Source organism: Parasphingopyxis sp. CP4, from assembly GCF_013378055.1.
Lineage (GTDB): Bacteria > Pseudomonadota > Alphaproteobacteria > Sphingomonadales > Sphingomonadaceae > Parasphingopyxis.
The window spans coordinates 1,941,577-1,956,821 of the sequence record NZ_CP051130.1; the positions used below are offsets into that span (position 1 = coordinate 1,941,577).

General features: G+C 58.4%; 18 protein-coding genes. 9 read left to right on the forward strand and 9 right to left on the reverse strand.

Annotated features, from left to right (window positions below):
- Positions 1 to 74: 74 nt before the first annotated feature.
- Together HFP51_RS14750 and HFP51_RS09395 are read right to left on the reverse strand one after the other, a co-directional pair.
- Positions 75 to 773 carry a cold-shock protein gene (locus HFP51_RS14750; RefSeq protein ID WP_176875481.1) on the reverse strand — a complete coding sequence of 233 codons (699 nt, stop codon included), beginning with the start codon at positions 771 to 773 and terminating at the stop codon, positions 75 to 77.
- A gap of 135 nt (positions 774 to 908) precedes the next feature.
- Positions 909 to 1,421 carry a hypothetical protein gene (locus HFP51_RS09395; protein ID WP_176875482.1) on the reverse strand — a complete coding sequence of 171 codons (513 nt, stop codon included), beginning with the start codon at positions 1,419 to 1,421 and terminating at the stop codon, positions 909 to 911.
- Positions 1,422 to 1,547: 126 nt separating this feature from the next.
- Here HFP51_RS09395 and HFP51_RS09400 point away from each other — a divergent pair, with 126 nt between their 5' ends.
- The 5 genes from HFP51_RS09400 to rpoN all read left to right on the forward strand — a co-directional run bounded on the left by HFP51_RS09400 (position 1,548) and on the right by rpoN (position 5,980).
- Positions 1,548 to 2,165, forward strand: coding sequence for a ribonuclease D (locus HFP51_RS09400; protein WP_176875483.1), 618 nt, complete (start codon positions 1,548 to 1,550; stop codon positions 2,163 to 2,165).
- Entirely contained in the window at positions 2,158 to 2,796 is a 639-nt protein-coding gene (locus HFP51_RS09405; RefSeq protein WP_176875484.1) for an LPS export ABC transporter periplasmic protein LptC, read from the forward strand. Before HFP51_RS09400 ends, HFP51_RS09405 begins: the two co-directional genes overlap by 8 nt.
- Before the next feature lie 5 nt (positions 2,797 to 2,801).
- A complete protein-coding gene (locus HFP51_RS09410) occupies positions 2,802 to 3,347 on the forward strand; it encodes an LptA/OstA family protein (protein WP_176875485.1) in 546 nt (181 codons plus the stop codon).
- Between the two features lie 86 nt (positions 3,348 to 3,433).
- Positions 3,434 to 4,213 (forward strand): LPS export ABC transporter ATP-binding protein, encoded by a 780-nt coding sequence (lptB, locus tag HFP51_RS09415; RefSeq protein WP_176875486.1) that lies wholly within the window; start codon positions 3,434 to 3,436, stop codon positions 4,211 to 4,213.
- Positions 4,214 to 4,489: 276 nt separating this feature from the next.
- Entirely contained in the window at positions 4,490 to 5,980 is a 1,491-nt protein-coding gene (rpoN, locus tag HFP51_RS09420; protein WP_176875487.1) for an RNA polymerase factor sigma-54, read from the forward strand.
- Here rpoN and HFP51_RS09425 read toward each other — a convergent pair.
- Both HFP51_RS09425 and HFP51_RS09430 read right to left on the reverse strand, forming a co-directional pair.
- The gene (locus HFP51_RS09425) at positions 5,977 to 6,159 is read right to left on the reverse strand and encodes a hypothetical protein (protein ID WP_176875488.1); all 183 of its coding nucleotides are present in this window, start codon (positions 6,157 to 6,159) and stop codon (positions 5,977 to 5,979) included. The genes rpoN and HFP51_RS09425 overlap by 4 nt on opposite strands.
- A 105-nt stretch (positions 6,160 to 6,264) precedes the next feature.
- The gene (locus HFP51_RS09430; RefSeq protein WP_370462912.1) at positions 6,265 to 7,608 is read right to left on the reverse strand and encodes a hemolysin family protein; all 1,344 of its coding nucleotides are present in this window, start codon (positions 7,606 to 7,608) and stop codon (positions 6,265 to 6,267) included.
- Between the two features lie 119 nt (positions 7,609 to 7,727).
- Here HFP51_RS09430 and HFP51_RS09435 point away from each other — a divergent pair, with 119 nt between their 5' ends.
- Positions 7,728 to 8,423, forward strand: coding sequence for an OmpA family protein (locus HFP51_RS09435; protein WP_176876630.1), 696 nt, complete (start codon positions 7,728 to 7,730; stop codon positions 8,421 to 8,423).
- A gap of 8 nt (positions 8,424 to 8,431) precedes the next feature.
- Here HFP51_RS09435 and HFP51_RS09440 read toward each other — a convergent pair whose 3' ends face one another.
- Positions 8,432 to 8,887: a nucleoside deaminase gene (locus tag HFP51_RS09440; RefSeq protein WP_176875489.1), complete on the reverse strand. Its 456-nt coding sequence runs from the start codon at positions 8,885 to 8,887 to the stop codon at positions 8,432 to 8,434.
- A 119-nt stretch (positions 8,888 to 9,006) separates the two neighbouring features.
- On the opposite strand from HFP51_RS09440, the gene rpmB reads away from it, so the two are divergent.
- Positions 9,007 to 9,291 carry a 50S ribosomal protein L28 gene (rpmB, locus tag HFP51_RS09445; RefSeq protein WP_176875490.1) on the forward strand — a complete coding sequence of 95 codons (285 nt, stop codon included), beginning with the start codon at positions 9,007 to 9,009 and terminating at the stop codon, positions 9,289 to 9,291.
- Positions 9,292 to 9,618: 327 nt separating this feature from the next.
- Here rpmB and HFP51_RS09450 read toward each other — a convergent pair whose 3' ends face one another.
- Positions 9,619 to 10,617, reverse strand: coding sequence for an esterase-like activity of phytase family protein (locus HFP51_RS09450; RefSeq protein ID WP_176875491.1), 999 nt, complete (start codon positions 10,615 to 10,617; stop codon positions 9,619 to 9,621).
- 194 nt (positions 10,618 to 10,811) lie between these two features.
- Here HFP51_RS09450 and HFP51_RS09455 point away from each other — a divergent pair, with 194 nt between their 5' ends.
- Positions 10,812 to 11,264 carry a glycine zipper 2TM domain-containing protein gene (locus HFP51_RS09455; RefSeq protein WP_255454626.1) on the forward strand — a complete coding sequence of 151 codons (453 nt, stop codon included), beginning with the start codon at positions 10,812 to 10,814 and terminating at the stop codon, positions 11,262 to 11,264.
- A 133-nt stretch (positions 11,265 to 11,397) separates the two neighbouring features.
- On the opposite strand, the gene cobT is transcribed toward HFP51_RS09455, so the two are convergent.
- Genes cobT through HFP51_RS09470 form a run of 3 tightly spaced genes read right to left on the reverse strand, consistent with a single transcriptional unit; the run spans position 11,398 to position 14,790 of the window.
- Positions 11,398 to 13,227: a cobaltochelatase subunit CobT gene (gene cobT, locus HFP51_RS09460; protein ID WP_176875492.1), complete on the reverse strand. Its 1,830-nt coding sequence runs from the start codon at positions 13,225 to 13,227 to the stop codon at positions 11,398 to 11,400.
- Between the two features lie 10 nt (positions 13,228 to 13,237).
- Positions 13,238 to 14,245 carry a cobaltochelatase subunit CobS gene (gene cobS / locus HFP51_RS09465; protein WP_176875493.1) on the reverse strand — a complete coding sequence of 336 codons (1,008 nt, stop codon included), beginning with the start codon at positions 14,243 to 14,245 and terminating at the stop codon, positions 13,238 to 13,240.
- A 35-nt stretch (positions 14,246 to 14,280) separates the two neighbouring features.
- Complete coding sequence (locus tag HFP51_RS09470) at positions 14,281 to 14,790, reverse strand: J domain-containing protein (RefSeq protein WP_176875494.1); 510 nt, start codon at positions 14,788 to 14,790, stop codon at positions 14,281 to 14,283.
- A gap of 121 nt (positions 14,791 to 14,911) precedes the next feature.
- Between HFP51_RS09470 and HFP51_RS09475 the strand changes: the two genes are divergently transcribed.
- A complete protein-coding gene (locus tag HFP51_RS09475) occupies positions 14,912 to 15,211 on the forward strand; it encodes a BolA family transcriptional regulator (protein WP_176875495.1) in 300 nt (99 codons plus the stop codon).
- The last annotated feature ends 34 nt before the right edge of the window (positions 15,212 to 15,245 follow it).

Below are 15,245 nucleotides of genomic sequence, written 5' to 3' on the forward strand. Positions count from 1 at the left end.
AGGCCCCCGGCCAATCCGGCCGGGGGCCCCTTTTTTGCTTGCGCTGTCCGGCCAGTACGACCGACCAATATCGCTTAGTCGTGCTTAGGCACGAGATTGACCGCCGCATGCTTGCCGCGCCGATCCACTTCCAGTTCAAAATCCAACCGATCGCCTTCGTTGAGCGTCGGCATGCCAGCACGTTCGACCGCGCTGATATGGACAAATGCATCAGGCTGGCCGTCATCACGCTGGATGAAGCCGAAGCCTTTCATGCTGTTAAAGAATTTGACCGTACCGCTTGCCTTCTCACCGGTTAGCTCGCGCTGCGGGCCGCGCTCATCGCGCTCGGGAACCGGCATCGGCTCCCCGTCAATCACCAGATCGCTGGCCGATACCTTACCGTTCCGGTCAACGAGATTGAAGCTGAGCGGTTGGCCTTCAGCAAGGCCGGTCAGGCCGGCCTGTTCAACGGCACTGATATGCACAAACACATCTTCGCCACCATCGTCACGGACGATGAAGCCAAAGCCTTTTTGGCCGTTGAAGAATTTTACAACGCCTTTGCCTTCGCCAACAACCTGGGCTGGCATGCGTTCGCCGCGGAAACCGCCGCCGCCACCGCCACCGCGGTTCTCATAGCCGCCACCGCCGCCTCCGCCGCGATTGTCAAAACCGCCGGATTCTCTGCCGCCGCCAAATTTATTTGGTTCGCTGTAGCCTTGGTAGTTCTCGTCGCCGAAACTGTCGCGCTTATCCCTTCGGCGTCCACGCCGGTCCCTATCGAAACTCATTTGTCCTAAAGTCTTCCTGTTCGCCCAAATCTCAAATCGAAGCTGTTTGCGCCGGGCGGTGCGCGCCAACTTCATGGCACGAATCTGCCGTACCGTGATTCGGTATAACCGAAAAACGCCGCTTTCGCGAGCAATTTACGCGAGTAACGTGCTCGGGTTCGGCATCGGTTCGCGGTTCGAGGCGCGGACCAGAGACATGATCGCGCGAACGAGCACCCAAACATAGGCGAGAATAAGCAATGGGATGCCAATCAAGGCGCCAATAATTGTAAAGATTAGAATGACACTCAACACGGTCATCCCGAGCCACAACAGGAACGTCATGATGTGATATTCATAATGGGACGCTTCCCAATCTGCTCCGGGTTCCGACTTCCAGATCAGCGCCAAAATGAAGGCGACAAGCCCGGTCAGGCCGACAATCAAGCTCGTCAGGTAGAGGATCGATAGAATCATTGGCTTGTTGGAATCGGACGTGGCTGTGGCGTGCGCCGATCTGCGTGGCTCGCCGCGCGGCGGCAGTCCTTCGCCGCGCTCCTCAGACTGTGCCGCTCGCGGTCGAACGGTCTCCCGGTCTTCTGGACGCGGCGCTGAGCTATTGGGCGGATCAAATTCCAGCTTGCTGCCGCGTTCGCGATCGTCACTCATCGTCCCATGCCCCTGTAAATGACTGATTGGCAGGGAATTGCACGCTGTGACCCGCAATGGCAATGCCAACCCTCACAGTTTCGCCGCCCATTGAGCGACCGGCCTATTGCGCCTATGTGCGCAGACATGACTGTTTATTTTCATGAAGAAGACTTGCCAGCCGATGCGCTTGGCCCGGGTCCCATCGCCGTCGATACCGAAACCATGGGATTGCAAACGCCGCGTGACCGGCTGTGCGTGGTCCAGCTCTCCGATGGCGGCGAAGATGAGCATCTTGTGCGGTTTTCGCCGGGCAGCGACTATGCCGCTCCCAATCTGAAAGCCGTGCTGGGCGATCCTGAGCGCCTGAAACTCTATCATTTCGCCCGTTTCGACCTGGCCGCCATCGAACATTATCTGCATGTTACAGCCGCGCCGGTATATTGCACGAAGATCGTGTCGCGGCTGGTGCGCACCTATACTGATCGGCACGGGCTCAAGGAATTATGCCGCGAAGTGTTGAGCGCAGACATCTCCAAACATCAGCAATCCTCGGATTGGGGTGCGCCGGAACTGAGTGATGCGCAAAAAGACTATGCCGCATCCGATGTACGGTTCCTGCATCGGCTGAAGGAAAAGCTCGACATTCGGCTTGAACGAGAAGGTCGCACCGAACTGGCCCAGGCCTGTTTCGACTTTCTGCCACATCGCGCCCGTCTCGATCTGGCAGGCTGGCCGGAAATCGATATTTTCGCGCATGTCTGAGGCAGCCCGCAGACAGCTTGATCGGCGCCAGCACTGGGCAGCGCCCGGTGGCCGGCACGACAAGCTCGTCAAATATCTGCAGATTATCCTGCCCGCCTCGGTCGGTGTGCTCTTGGCATTCCTTGCCATGGCCCCGCTCCAGACGAGCAATGAACTAAGCTTCCTGCTCTCGCGCGACAATGTCGAGATTGCGACCGAGCGACTGCGCGTTGAATCGGCCCGCTATAGTGGCTCAGATGGCGCAGGACGGCCGTTTGAGCTCAATGCCGCCTATGCCCTTCAGCGCAGCTCATCGACGCCCATCGTCGAACTGGAAGACTTGTCCGCGCAGCTGGAGCTTGATGATGGCCTCGCCTTCATCGTTGCCAATCGCGGATTATATGACCTTGAAGACGAAGTCGTCACGATAGACGGACCGCTCGAGTTCCGCGCCGCGGATGGCTATCGACTGCGCACGAGCAATGTACTGGTCGAGCTGGAAGATCGCGAAATGCGCAGTGCCGGCGAAGTCGATGGGCAGATTCCGCTCGGGGCGTTTAGCGCCGAAAATATGCGCGTCGATCTTCCTTCCCGGACAGTGTTTCTTGAAGGTGATGCGCGCTTGCGTATCGTGCAAGGCGAAGGCAGATAAAGGCCATGAACCATTCTCTCCTGCCCTTGGCCACTGGATTCGCACTGACGATCCTTGCTGCCGTGCCGGCATCAAGCCAATCCGCGCTTGAAGGCCTGAACACCAATGCCCCGGTGGATGTCGCAGCTGACCGGATCGAAGTGCAGGACCGCGCAGACCGGGCGATCTTCTCCGGCAATGTGCAAGTACGCCAGGGCAATCTGGCGCTTGATGCCGAGCGGATCACAGTCGCCTATTCGGGCAGCGTAACCGATGGTGTCGAAGTGCAACGTCTCGATGCAAGCGGCGGGGTGTTTGTCCGCAGCCCCAGCGAAACCGCGCGTGGCCAGTTTGGCGTATATGACCTCAATCGGCGACTGATCACATTGGTAGGTGGTGTTGAGCTCAACCAGGGTGGCAATATCATCCGCGGCGGCCGGTTGGTCATCGATCTCAATACCGGGCGAGCGGTCATTGACGGGCGCTCCCAGGGCGGCGACGGGATTGTGACGCAAGGAACGCCCTCTGGCCGGGTCACCGGACGCTTTACCGTGCCCCAACGCAATAATTAGGGCCTAATTTCCGCTTCCATAATGCACACCATTGAAACGGCGTTGCGCCTTCCCAACATGCATGATTGATGCCAAATAGCGAAGCGATGAATAGAGCCGACCCGATCGACCCTTTAGAGGACCCAGCTGCGCTGGAGGCCGAGACTGAAGGCCTGTCCGTCATCTCGATCGCCAAATCCTATGACAAGAAGCAGGTCCTGTCGGATGTATCGCTCCATATCGGACGCGGCCATGTGCTCGGGCTGCTCGGGCCCAATGGTGCAGGCAAGACGACATGCTTCTATTCGATCATGGGTCTGGTGCGACCGGATTCGGGTCGCATCATGCTGGATGGTGCGGATATTACCGGCTTGCCAATGTATCGCCGGGCCATTCTCGGCCTTGGCTATCTCCCGCAGGAAACCTCGATCTTTCGCGGATTGAGCGTCGAAAAGAATATCGCGGCCGTGCTCGAGATGAGCGAGCCGGACCCCGATGCGCGGGCCGAACGGCTTGAGCAACTGCTCGACGAGTTTTCGATCGGCCATTTGCGCGATTCCGCGGCCATGGCGCTGTCCGGCGGCGAACGACGGCGCTGCGAAATCGCCCGGGCACTGGCCGCCAATCCGTCGATCATGCTGCTCGATGAACCTTTTGCGGGAATCGATCCGATCTCAATCAACGATATTCGCGAGCTGGTCCACGATCTCAAAAACCGCAATATCGGCGTGCTTATCACCGACCATAATGTCCGCGAAACGCTGGGCATCGTCGACCAGGCCTGCATTATCTACGACGGCAAGGTGCTGTTTTCGGGATCGCCGGACGATCTGGTCGCCAATGACGAGGTGCGACGGCTTTACCTCGGCGAAGGGTTCACAGTTTAGGGTCCGGGTTCATGATGGGCAGGCCCGAGGTTTGAAGCGATTTGGTTCAGAGTTAGGAGGGAGAGCGCGGGAATATGTCAATATTGCAAGCTCTGCCGACGCGGCCATGGGCCAAATCGGTCAAATCCCGCAGGGACGCCGAAAAGGGCACCCATCTCGAACCAATCCGCGCTTTCCCGTGGAACCACCACGCGAGGCGCGCGGCTCGGCCCGATCTGTTCGCCATTTCGACGCCGCGGACCTGCCCATCATGAACCCGGACCCTAAGTTGCCGATATGGCACTAGGACCGCGCCTCGACCTCCGGCAGAGCCAGTCTCTGGTTATGACGCCGCAGCTGCAGCAAGCGATCAAGCTGCTCGCGCTTTCCAATCTCGAAATCGAAGGCTTTATCGCCGAGGAGCTGGAGAAGAACCCGCTGCTCGAAACCGGCGAGGAGGAAAGCCAGGAAGCCGCGCCAACCGAAGGCGATGGATTTGAGGATGCGCCGGACCCTATGACCGCCGACGGCCTGCTTGAAAATGGCGGCAGTGACAATGAAGCGCAGCTCGACATCGAACCAAGCGCTCTTTCCGATGATACGGGTTCTGACGCGGGCATGGACGGCGCGCTCGGCATGTCCGGGATCGATAGCCGGACGGGCGGCGATGGCGAGGCCGATCTGGACCTGCTGGCGGCTGCGGATGTCTCGCTCCACGATCATCTTCTGTCGCAAGCCGGCGGGACGCTATCGGGCCAGGATCTCTTGATCGCCGGCCAGCTGATCGAACGGATCGACGAAACCGGTTATCTCCGCGCAGACCTGTTGCGCCTGTCGCACCAGCTGGGCGTACCGATGGCCGATCTCGAGCGTGTACTCGAAGAAATCCAGAGGTTTGACCCGACGGGCGTCGGCGCGCGGGATCTGTCCGAATGTTTGGCGCTCCAGGCGCGCGAAGCGGATCGCTATGATCCATGCATGGCGAAGCTCATCAACAATCTTGATCTGGTGGCGCGCGGAGAACTGGGGCGGTTAAAGCGCATGTGCCGGGTCGATGATGAAGATATCGCCGACATGATCAGCGAGCTGCGCGACTATGATCCGAAACCCGGCCTCCAATTTGGCGGCGAGCCGATCCAGGCCGTCGTTCCCGATATCTTTGTCGCCGAGCGCAAAAAGGGCTGGGCCGTCGAACTTAACAACGCCACCCTGCCGCGGCTGATCGTCAATCGCAGCTATTATCACGAAATGTCCGAAGCGGGCGGCGACGATGAGGAAAGCAAGGCCTGGCTCAACGAATGCCTGACCAATGCGAACTGGCTCACCAAGGCACTGGATCAGCGGGCGCGCACGATCATCAAGGTTGCCAGCGAATTGGTGAAGCACCAGGCAGAGTTCTTCCGCAAAGGCGTGACCCATCTCAAACCACTGACGCTGCGCGAGATCGCCGAAGCGATCGATATGCATGAATCCACCGTCAGCCGGGCAACGTCGAACAAATATCTCTCCTGCGATCGCGGATTGTTCGAGCTGAAATTCTTCTTCACCAGCGGCATCAGCACCGGCGAGGACGGCGAAGCGGCATCCAGCGAAGCGGTGAAAAGCCACATCCGCACATTGATCGAGAATGAGGACAAGATCCTGTCAGACGACAAGCTGGTCGCCCTGCTCAAGGAGAAGGATTTCGATATTGCTCGGCGCACCGTCGCGAAATATCGCGAGGCCATGGGTATTGGTTCGTCGGTCGAACGGCGCAGGCAGCGCAAGCTGCAGAATAACGCCGCTTAACGCAGGCGTTTTGTATCGTCGCCCTTGCCCTTGATCAGGCGATATCCGGCATAACCAATCAGGCCGATCGCACCGGCATAGAAAAGCAGGCCAGCGATTGAGACGACGAAATTGACCGCGATATAGACAAGCGCGAGTGCCGCGACGAGCAGCAGCAGATTTTTAATCAGATCACCCATAATAAGCTCCTTGCTGTATTATTTATGCAATACACTAAGGAGAGTCAAGAAAGCGCAGCTGTGACGCTGGGTTTGTCCAGGCTGTGATTGCCACTAAGGCAATGATTATGCGGTTGAATCGCCATTGAGCGGACTGGCCAGAAGTTTGTCGATTTTCCGGCCATCCATATCCATCACTTCAAACTCCCAGCCATCCTGTTCAAATACCTCTCCCACGGTGGGAAGATGTTTGAGAACGGACAGCGAAAAGCCGGCAACGGTCGCATATTCACGATTATCAGGAAGATCGACGCCGAGCTTGTCGGCCATATTGTCCGCCGACAAGGACCCGGAGAATAGCCAACTCCCGTCGGCCCGTTCGACAAAAGCGGGATCGGTTCCGACTTCCTGGTCCGAAACAAATTCACCGGTGATCGCAATCAATAGATCGAGCGGCGTCATGATACCCTCGAAATGGCCATATTCGTCATGGACCAGCGCCATTGGAACATCGGATTCGCGCAGCGCTTCCAGTGCGTCCATCGCGTCGACCTGATCGGGAATAATCGGAGCCTCGCGCATCAACTGGTGCAGATCCAGCGAGCGGCCTTCGAACAGGGCCGAGACGATATCGCGCGCCTGGACGACACCGATAATCTCATCAACAGAACCTTCGGCCACCGGTAGCCGGGTATGTGGCGTTGCAAGCAGTGCTTCGCGAATCTCGTTCGGGCTTGACGACGCTTCGATCCAGTCCACCTCCGTGCGTGGGGTCATCACTTCACGGACAGGCCGATCGGCCAGGCGTACGACGCCAGAGATGATTGCCCGTTCGCTTTCCTCGATAACCCCTGATTTGGTTGCCTCGGCAACAAGCATATGAAGTTCTTCAGCCGTAACCCGCGATTGTGGATTGCGGTTCAAGCGGAGCAGTTTGAAGATCAGCGCGCTGGTGCGATCCATCAACCAGACGAGCGGCGCGGTAAAGGTCGCCAGCCACCGCATCGGCAAGGCGACCACAACAGCCACACGTTCCGGATTTCTGAGGGCGAGCTGCTTGGGCACCAGCTCGCCGATCACCAGCGAGGCATAGGTTGTCAGGATAATCACGAGCGCAAAACCAAGCGTTTGCGCCAGCGACGGTTCCACGCCTAACACCGCCAGGCGTTCGCCCACCGGCCCGCCCAGGCTCGCGCCGGAATAGGCACCAGCAAGGATCCCGATCAGTGTAATGCCGATCTGTACGGTCGACAGAAATCGGCCCGGTTCGGCGGCAAGATCGAGCGCCGTCTGCGCACCAGACTTTCCATCCTTGGCCAGCGCCTGCAATCGCGCACGGCGCGAGGAGACGATGGCCAGTTCGGACATCGCAAAAACGCCGTTCAGCAACACCAGCGCAAGAATGATGCACAGATCGAACCAGGGAAAGGGAGTTAGGTCAGGTGGCATGATAATACCGGTCCGACCCATTTGCCCGCTTTTATCTTCCCGGACAAGCCAATGATCAGCTTCTGTTCACGATAACCGGGGAACAAGCTATCGATCACGATAGTTAATCATGAGATGGATCACGCATTGAGGAGGTAATGATGCAGATTTCCAAGGGGCTTCTAGCAGGCACAGCAGCACTTGCAGTTCTCGGCGGCACCGCCGCCTGTACAACAAACCCACAGACAGGCGAGCAGCGCATCTCGCGCGCGGCGATTGGCGGTGTCGCCGGCGCCGTGGGCGGATATCTGATCGGCGATCTCGTCGGCGGCCGACGCGACCGAACGGAACGCATTGTCGGCGCAGGCCTTGGCGCTGTCGCCGGCGTTGCAATCGGCACCTATATGGACCGCCAGCAACGCGAGCTGGAAGAAGCAACCGCAGGCACCGGCACCAATGTTATTCGCGATGGGGATAATCTTTATCTGCAGATGCCGGGATCGGTGGCCGAGTTTGATGTGAACTCAAGTGCGATTCGCCCGCAGTTTCGAGCGACCCTGGACGAGATATCCCAAACCCTCGCCAGTTATCCCGAAACCTATATCGACATTTATGGTCACACCGATTCGGATGGCTCGGATGCCTATAATCTCGACCTGTCGAATCGGCGGGCGGAATCAGTGGCCGGCTATCTCGCTGGTCGCGGCGTCAATCGTGTCCGCATCGCCACCGAAGGATTTGGCGAAAGCCAGCCGATCGCCACCAATGACACAGCCGCCGGCAAGCAGCAGAATCGACGCGTCGAAATTCGAATCGTGCCGATCACGCAACAGGATGTGAACGCGGTTGGCGACTGAGATTGAGTCTAGCCGCGGCGCGCTTGGAAAAACTCTCTAAGCAAAGCCGCGGCTTGATCCTGCCCGATTCCCGAATAGATTTCAGGGCGGTGGTGGCAGGTTTCCTGGCCAAAGAAACGCGGGCCATGTTCAACCGCCCCACCCTTCTCGTCCGGCGCGCCATAATAGACCCGGTCCAGCCGGGCATGGGCAATCGCGCCTGCACACATGGCGCAGGGTTCCAACGTCACCCATAGATCGCAGCCATCAAGCCGGCCGGTGCCGAGTGATTCGACAGCGAGCCGGATGGCCCGCAGTTCCGCATGGTCCGTTGGATCGCCACTCGCCCGCATCGTGTTGGCTGCTTCGGCCACTACGGTATCGCCTTGCATGACGACTGCCCCGACTGGCACTTCGCCAGCGTCAGCGGCGGTTTTGGCGAGCTGCAGCGCGCGGCGCATCGGATTGGGAAGAGGGAATGCCATGACCATAGAGCCGTAGTGGTTGCACGGGCCTTGGAAAAGGGGGCAAAGCTTGACGCGCAGGCCGTTCAAAGCTATTTGGCCCGCTTTCCCGGGAAACCCGAGATTTCAGGATTAAGATTATGTCGCGTATTTGCGAACTGACCGGCAAAGGTCGGCTGGTGGGAATGAATGTGTCCCACGCTAACAACCGGACCAAGAAGACGTTTCTGCCAAATCTGCAGAATGTCACCTTGTTGTCTGATTCACTCGATCGGAGCTTCAAGCTTCGCGTATCGACCAGCGGTCTGCGCTCGGTCGAACATGTCGGCGGACTGGACAATTGGCTGCTGAAAACGGCTGATGACAAGCTCAGCCCGAAGGCCCGCAAGATCAAGAAGGAAATTGCCGAAAAACAGGCCGCGTAGAGCGCCTCATCGTCAAGAGACGATTTCAAAAATTGCAATCGTGCGGCGCGGTCCAATTGGACCAGCGCCGCTTTTTTTGCGCCAAGCCACAGAGATTCTACGGAAAATCCTCGGAAAATGGCGGTCTCCAGCCTGTCCCTATTCGAGACAGCCCGCAAGGCTGAGAATAATAGTATTGCTATATGAATGGGATAGAAGAAAGCTATCGGTTCGGGCGGGTAGCTCAATTAGAGCGTGCCGCGGATTACGGTTTGATGTAGGTGTGACCCCTACCCCGCCCACCAGTTTCTCCAACATATGGCGGCCCTATGGCCGCCGTTTCACGTTTTAGCCACCGGTCCATTCAAACTGCATCAGCAAGGTCCGCTGGAGTGGATTAAAGTTATCGTCGGATGCGATCCACACAATCGTCCGGCCATCCACCTCTTCGATCGCAATCGCCTCCATATTGTCGACGGTCAACGGTGGTACCAGCCGCGCTATTTCGTCACCGGTCAGGATCGTACCGGAATCGAGCTGCGAAATATCAACGAGCGAGATGATCACCGAAACCCCGCGCACGACACTGAAATCACGATTGAGAACCAGCAGCTGACCATCCGGCAAAAGTGCGGCATCGGTTATGCGATGCTCGGCCGGTGGGTGATAGCCAAGCCGAATCGGTGCACCAACATCGGCGTCGCTGGGATCGCTCGCAAAGAGCAACACTTCGCGCGATGATCCCGGGCCATTGCCGGCTTCCGAAAATACAAGAAAGCGACCATCGTCGAAGCGGACGACAGCTTCGGCCCCGCCATTGTTGGGCCAATCGTCCATGGCATCGGGCGCATGATTGGCATCCGATCCGGTAAAGTCTCGATCATAGCGCCACAGTCCATTGGCCCGTTCAAAGGCTACCCAGAAGCGACCGGTTTCCGGATCGAACGCCATTGCCTCTGCATCGCGATCGCGCTTCTGCACCGCACCGCCATTAGGTGGTATCGGACCTGCAGGCACCTCTCCAATATCCGCGCGGCTGATCTGGCCGCGCTCGTCCAATGCAAAGCGGAATATGCCGCCCGCATCGCCAATCGCGACAAAGCCATCATCGACGCGCGCAATAGCCGAGATGCCGCCAAAGTCAGGATCGCCACTGTTCAGCGTCCAGCCCGCCAGAAAGCGCAACGGACCCATGTCTCGACGGTCAGGATTCGTCGGATCAAGGACCGTCGGAACGGCCTGGATCGCCAGCGTGTTGCCCGGCTCTGCGCGTTGACCTGCCCCCATCAGGACCACGGATCCCGCGACGAAAAACACGACAAGAGCAGCGGCAACACGGCGAAGCATGGCGAGCGTCTAGCACTCGCTTGAAGGCTCGCACAGTAGAAAGGCGCTCCAATCTGAACCTCGGACAACCGGGCCGTTCAGGATAGGTTCCGATAGGCTGTTCCATAGAGCAACAGCGTCAACGGGAGCAGCATGGGCGCGGCTCCAGTCACGCAGGAACGAATTGCGCGATCGCGCATTGGGAGAATTCGAAAATGTCGCTGAAAAGTTTCACTTTGACCGCATCTGCTGCCCTGGCTGGCGCGATGCTGATCCCAACCGCTGCACAGGCCGGCGATGGTTATGATCGCGATGGCTATTATGAAAGCCGCTATGATGATCGCTATGACCGTCGAGATCGGCGGCGCGACTATCGGCGCGACTATCGGCGGGGCGATTATTATGAGGGCCGAGGCTATCGGCGCGGTGACTATTACAGCAACGGCTATGATCGCCGGCGGTATCGCGATCGTCGCTACTATCGTGGCCGCTGCCGTGACAATGGCACCGGCGGCACGGTAATCGGCGGAATTGCAGGCGCTTTGCTCGGCCGAGAAATCGCCCGTGACCGAGGCCGCTATGGCCGCCGAGGCGACGGTACGGCCGGCGCTATTATCGGCGGTGTTGCGGGAGCTCTCGCAGGCCGCGCGATCGACCGCGACTGCTAACCCACTTTTCCATTTGCTGAACTAGTCCTCGGGTGGCGTATCGAGGATGAGGGGGCCGGTGCGCGTATCTGCGCCGGCCCCCGAACTTGTGTTGGATTCCAACAGTTCGCGGGCCGGGACTTTCAGAGCAACCTTATTTGGGCGGTTCGTCAAACAGGCTGGCCAATTGCTCGACCATAGTTCCACCCAACTGCTCCGCATCCATGATCGTCACGGCGCGCTCATAATAGCGCGTCACATCATGTCCGATGCCGATCGCCACCAGCTCAACGGGTGACCGGTTTTCGATCCAGGCGATGACTTGTCGCAGATGTTTTTCGAGATAGCTTCCGCTGTTCACCGACAATGTGGAATCGTCGACCGGTGCGCCGTCTGAAATCACCATCAAAATACGCCGCTCCTCAGCCCGAGCGATCAAGCGATTATGCGCCCAGAGCAGCGCCTCACCGTCAATATTCTCTTTCAGCAAACCTTCGCGCATCATCAGGCCAAGGCTCTTGCGGGCCCGGCGCCAGGGTTCATCCGCCTGTTTATAGACGATATGGCGCAAATCATTCAGCCGCCCAGGGTTGGCGGGACGCCCTTCCGACAACCATTGTTCACGCGCCTGGCCGCCTTTCCATGCACGTGTCGTAAAGCCAAGGATCTCGGTCTTCACACCGACGCGTTCCAGCGTCCGCGCCATGATGTCGGCTGAAATCGCGGCGATCGAGATCGGACGACCGCGCATTGATCCGGAATTGTCGATCAATAGGGTCACGACGGTATCACGAAACTCGGTATCGGTTTCGACCTTGTAAGACAGCGAATGCGCGGGATTTACTATGACCCGCGATAGTCGGGCAGCGTCGAGCAGCCCCTCTTCCTGATCAAAGTTCCAGGATCGCGATTGTTGCGCCATCAAGCGCCGCTGAAGCCGATTGGCAAGCTTGGTCACCGCGCCCTGCAGATGCACGAGCTGTTGATCGAGATAGGAGCGTAATCGGCCAAGCTCCTCTTCATCGCAAAGCTCAGTCGCGGCAGTTATCTCATCATAGTGGGTCGTGAAGGCCGAATAATTGAACTGGGGCGTCAGATCGCTGAACGGACGGTTTGGGCGAACGGGAAGCATGCCTTCCTCGCCTTCATCCATAGGATCGCCGTCCATGTCACCAAATTCATCGTCGAGCGATTCACCATCGCCCTCATCGCCCTCTTCATCGCTGGTCTCTGCCCGAGCATCCGCTTGAGACTCGGCACCGGCATCGCCCTCATCGGACTCATCGGTATCGCCATCCTCGTCATCCTCGCCCTCATCTTCGTCACCACCTTCATCGGCATCATCGGGTTGCAGGTCGCCATCAATCAATTCCAGATCTTCGAGCAGGCGCGTTGTCAGTTCGGCAAAGCCCTGCTGATCATCGAGCAACAACTCGAGCGCATCGAGATCGGCACCACCCTTTTCCTCAATCCAGTCGCGCAGCAGATCAAGGCCGGGCTGAGCGCGCGCAGGCGGCGCTTCGCCAGTCAGGCGTTCGCGCACCATCAACGCGATTGCAGAGGCAATGGGAACCTCGTCTCGGTTGCGCGCTTTTGAGATGGGATCGGATTTCAACCGATGATCCAACGCTTCGGCGAGATTTTCGCGAACACCGGCATATCGCCGCGATCCAAGCGCTTCGACTCGGGCCTTTTCGACGGCGTCGAATGCCGCTCGAGCCAGTGCATCGGTAGGTCGGCGGGACGCATGAACGTCTTCATTGTGGTGGCGCAGCATGAGCGCCGCTGCGTCCGCAAATCCGCGCGCTTCAGCCACTTGGTCTGCCGGCAATGTGCGCGATGGCATGGGCACCTTGATATGGCGGCCATTGGAAATCGGAATATCGGCCGTAAAGGCCAGCTCGACCTCCGGATCTTCCGCCATCGCTCGAGCCGTGCCGGCTAGAACCGCCTTCAAGTCATCAAGAGGATTGGGATCGGCCATCTAAAACGATCTATTCCGTGCTCCCGACAACGCTCTCGGGCAGGTCCGTCCCAAATACACGCTGATAATATTCCGCAACCAAGGGGCGTTCGGCCTCATCGCATTTGTTGAGGAATGACAGGCGGAAGGCAAAGCCGATATCGCCAAAGATCGACGTGTTCTGCGCCCAGGTGATCACCGTACGCGGACTCATGACCGTCGAGATATCACCGGCCATAAAGCCCTGGCGCGTCAGATCGGCTACCTTGACCATGTCATCGACCGTCTTGTGACCGGCCTCATCATCGAACTGCTCATTCTTTGCGAGGACAATCTTCGCCTCGGTCACTGCCGGCAGATAGTTGAGCGTGACGACGATGTTCCAGCGGTCCATCTGGCCCTGGTTGATCTGCTGGGTGCCATGATAGAGCCCTGTCGTATCGCCAAGCCCGACCGTATTCGACGTCGCAAACAGGCGAAAATATGGGTTCGGGCGAATGACTCGGTTCTGATCGAGCAATGTCAGCTTGCCGTCGGCCTCCAGAACGCGCTGAATCACGAACATCACATCCGGTCGGCCTGCATCATATTCATCGAACACGAGCGCCGTCGGGGTCTGCAGCGCCCAAGGCAGCAAGCCTTCGCGGAACTCGGTGACCTGCTGACCATCGCGCAGCACAATCGCATCCCGGCCGACAAGATCGATACGGCTGATATGGCTATCGAGGTTGATCCGGATGCAGGGCCAATTGAGGCGCGAAGCGACCTGTTCGATATGGGTCGATTTGCCCGTGCCGTGATACCCCTGGATCATGACGCGGCGGTTATGGGCAAAGCCAGCCGCAATCGCCAAAGTCGTATCCGGATCGAAGACATAGCTTTCGTCGCGATCCGGCACGCGCTCATCCGCTTCGCTGAACGCGGGAACTTCCATATCGGAATCGATGCCGAAAAGTTCGCGAACTTTCATCATCTTGTCGGGTTCGGCCATGATCGGTTCGGCCCGGCTATCGGGCTGCGTATTGGCGATGCTATTCATTGTGCTTCCTAGTGCTTCGAAATTCTCAGCGCCGATCAGGCAAAGGCCGGCGCGTCCTTGAGCTGCGTATAGGCGTCGATGACCCGCTGCAACATCTTCTCATGGCTACGATCGCCGCCATTCTTGTCCGGATGATATTTCCGAACCAGCGCAGCATAGCGACGCCGTAGCGTCTTTCGGTCGGCATCGGGCTTCAAGCCTAGAATCTGTAAATTTTCGCGATCACGGTCAGTGAGCGGTTTACCGTCCTTGCGTGGTGCGCGAACGGTGGTTCTGAATCGGGCGCCAATTGCGTCCAGCGGATCGACAAAGTCGTTCCAGCGCGGTGTCGGGCTGGCTCCATTGCCAGCATATGCACGTGTCTCACGATCCCAGCCAGACCAGGGCCTCTGTTGGCTATATATCTCGTCCTCGCTCATCCCTTCGAAATAATCATATCCCGCGTTGAAGCTGCGGACATGATCAAGGCACAGCCAGTGATATTCACCAGGACCATCAAATCCGCCGCGACGGTGGCCAGTCTTGGGCGCACGAAATTCTCCCATCGACGAGCAATCAGGATAATCGCATAGCCGTTCTCTATCATCGATCCGGCCATGATATTTGTCGTGGCGTGCGTGCGAGGCCAAGGGTGCTCCTTTCGTTCAGCTCACCTATATAGGAGCGATGACCGAAGAATCGAAAGGGCCTGTTGCGGCCGAAATTGAGAAGCGTCTTACCGACGCACTAAATCCATCCGAGCTGCGGGTGATCAACGATAGCGCCCAACATCGTGGGCATGCTGGAGACGATGGCAGCGGAGAATCGCATTTCACTGTCGAGATTGTTGCAGAGCAGTTTGAAACGATGAGCCGGATTGACCGGCAGCGCGCCGTCAACGCTGCGCTGGGAGACCTGATGACCGAGCGCGTCCATGCGATGCAGATTCGGGCGAAAGCCCCGAGCGAGGTGGCGAACCTGGCATAAGATCGCGATGAAGCTTCCGATAGTTTGATCCAGC

Bases quoted from the DNA above. Each gene is read 5' to 3' on its own strand.
- HFP51_RS09440 (WP_176875489.1), bottom strand. From the start codon at position 8,887: ATGGCATTCCCTCTTCCCAATCCGATGCGCCGCGCGCTGCAGCTCGCC.
- HFP51_RS09425 (WP_176875488.1), bottom strand. From the start codon at position 6,159: ATGGGTGATCTGATTAAAAATCTGCTGCTGCTCGTCGCGGCACTCGCG.
- HFP51_RS09455 (WP_255454626.1), top strand. From the start codon at position 10,812: ATGTCGCTGAAAAGTTTCACTTTGACCGCATCTGCTGCCCTGGCTGGC.
- lptB (WP_176875486.1), top strand. From the start codon at position 3,434: ATGAATAGAGCCGACCCGATCGACCCTTTAGAGGACCCAGCTGCGCTG.
- cobT (WP_176875492.1), bottom strand. From the start codon at position 13,227: ATGGCCGATCCCAATCCTCTTGATGACTTGAAGGCGGTTCTAGCCGGC.
- HFP51_RS09410 (WP_176875485.1), top strand. From the start codon at position 2,802: ATGAACCATTCTCTCCTGCCCTTGGCCACTGGATTCGCACTGACGATC.
- HFP51_RS09435 (WP_176876630.1), top strand. From the start codon at position 7,728: ATGCAGATTTCCAAGGGGCTTCTAGCAGGCACAGCAGCACTTGCAGTT.
- rpmB (WP_176875490.1), top strand. From the start codon at position 9,007: ATGTCGCGTATTTGCGAACTGACCGGCAAAGGTCGGCTGGTGGGAATG.
- HFP51_RS09475 (WP_176875495.1), top strand. From the start codon at position 14,912: ATGACCGAAGAATCGAAAGGGCCTGTTGCGGCCGAAATTGAGAAGCGT.
- cobS (WP_176875493.1), bottom strand. From the start codon at position 14,245: ATGAATAGCATCGCCAATACGCAGCCCGATAGCCGGGCCGAACCGATC.
- HFP51_RS09470 (WP_176875494.1), bottom strand. From the start codon at position 14,790: ATGGGAGAATTTCGTGCGCCCAAGACTGGCCACCGTCGCGGCGGATTT.
- HFP51_RS09400 (WP_176875483.1), top strand. From the start codon at position 1,548: ATGACTGTTTATTTTCATGAAGAAGACTTGCCAGCCGATGCGCTTGGC.
- HFP51_RS14750 (WP_176875481.1), bottom strand. From the start codon at position 773: ATGAGTTTCGATAGGGACCGGCGTGGACGCCGAAGGGATAAGCGCGAC.
- rpoN (WP_176875487.1), top strand. From the start codon at position 4,490: ATGGCACTAGGACCGCGCCTCGACCTCCGGCAGAGCCAGTCTCTGGTT.
- HFP51_RS09405 (WP_176875484.1), top strand. From the start codon at position 2,158: ATGTCTGAGGCAGCCCGCAGACAGCTTGATCGGCGCCAGCACTGGGCA.
- HFP51_RS09430 (WP_370462912.1), bottom strand. From the start codon at position 7,608: ATGGGTCGGACCGGTATTATCATGCCACCTGACCTAACTCCCTTTCCC.
- HFP51_RS09395 (WP_176875482.1), bottom strand. From the start codon at position 1,421: ATGAGTGACGATCGCGAACGCGGCAGCAAGCTGGAATTTGATCCGCCC.
- HFP51_RS09450 (WP_176875491.1), bottom strand. From the start codon at position 10,617: ATGCTTCGCCGTGTTGCCGCTGCTCTTGTCGTGTTTTTCGTCGCGGGA.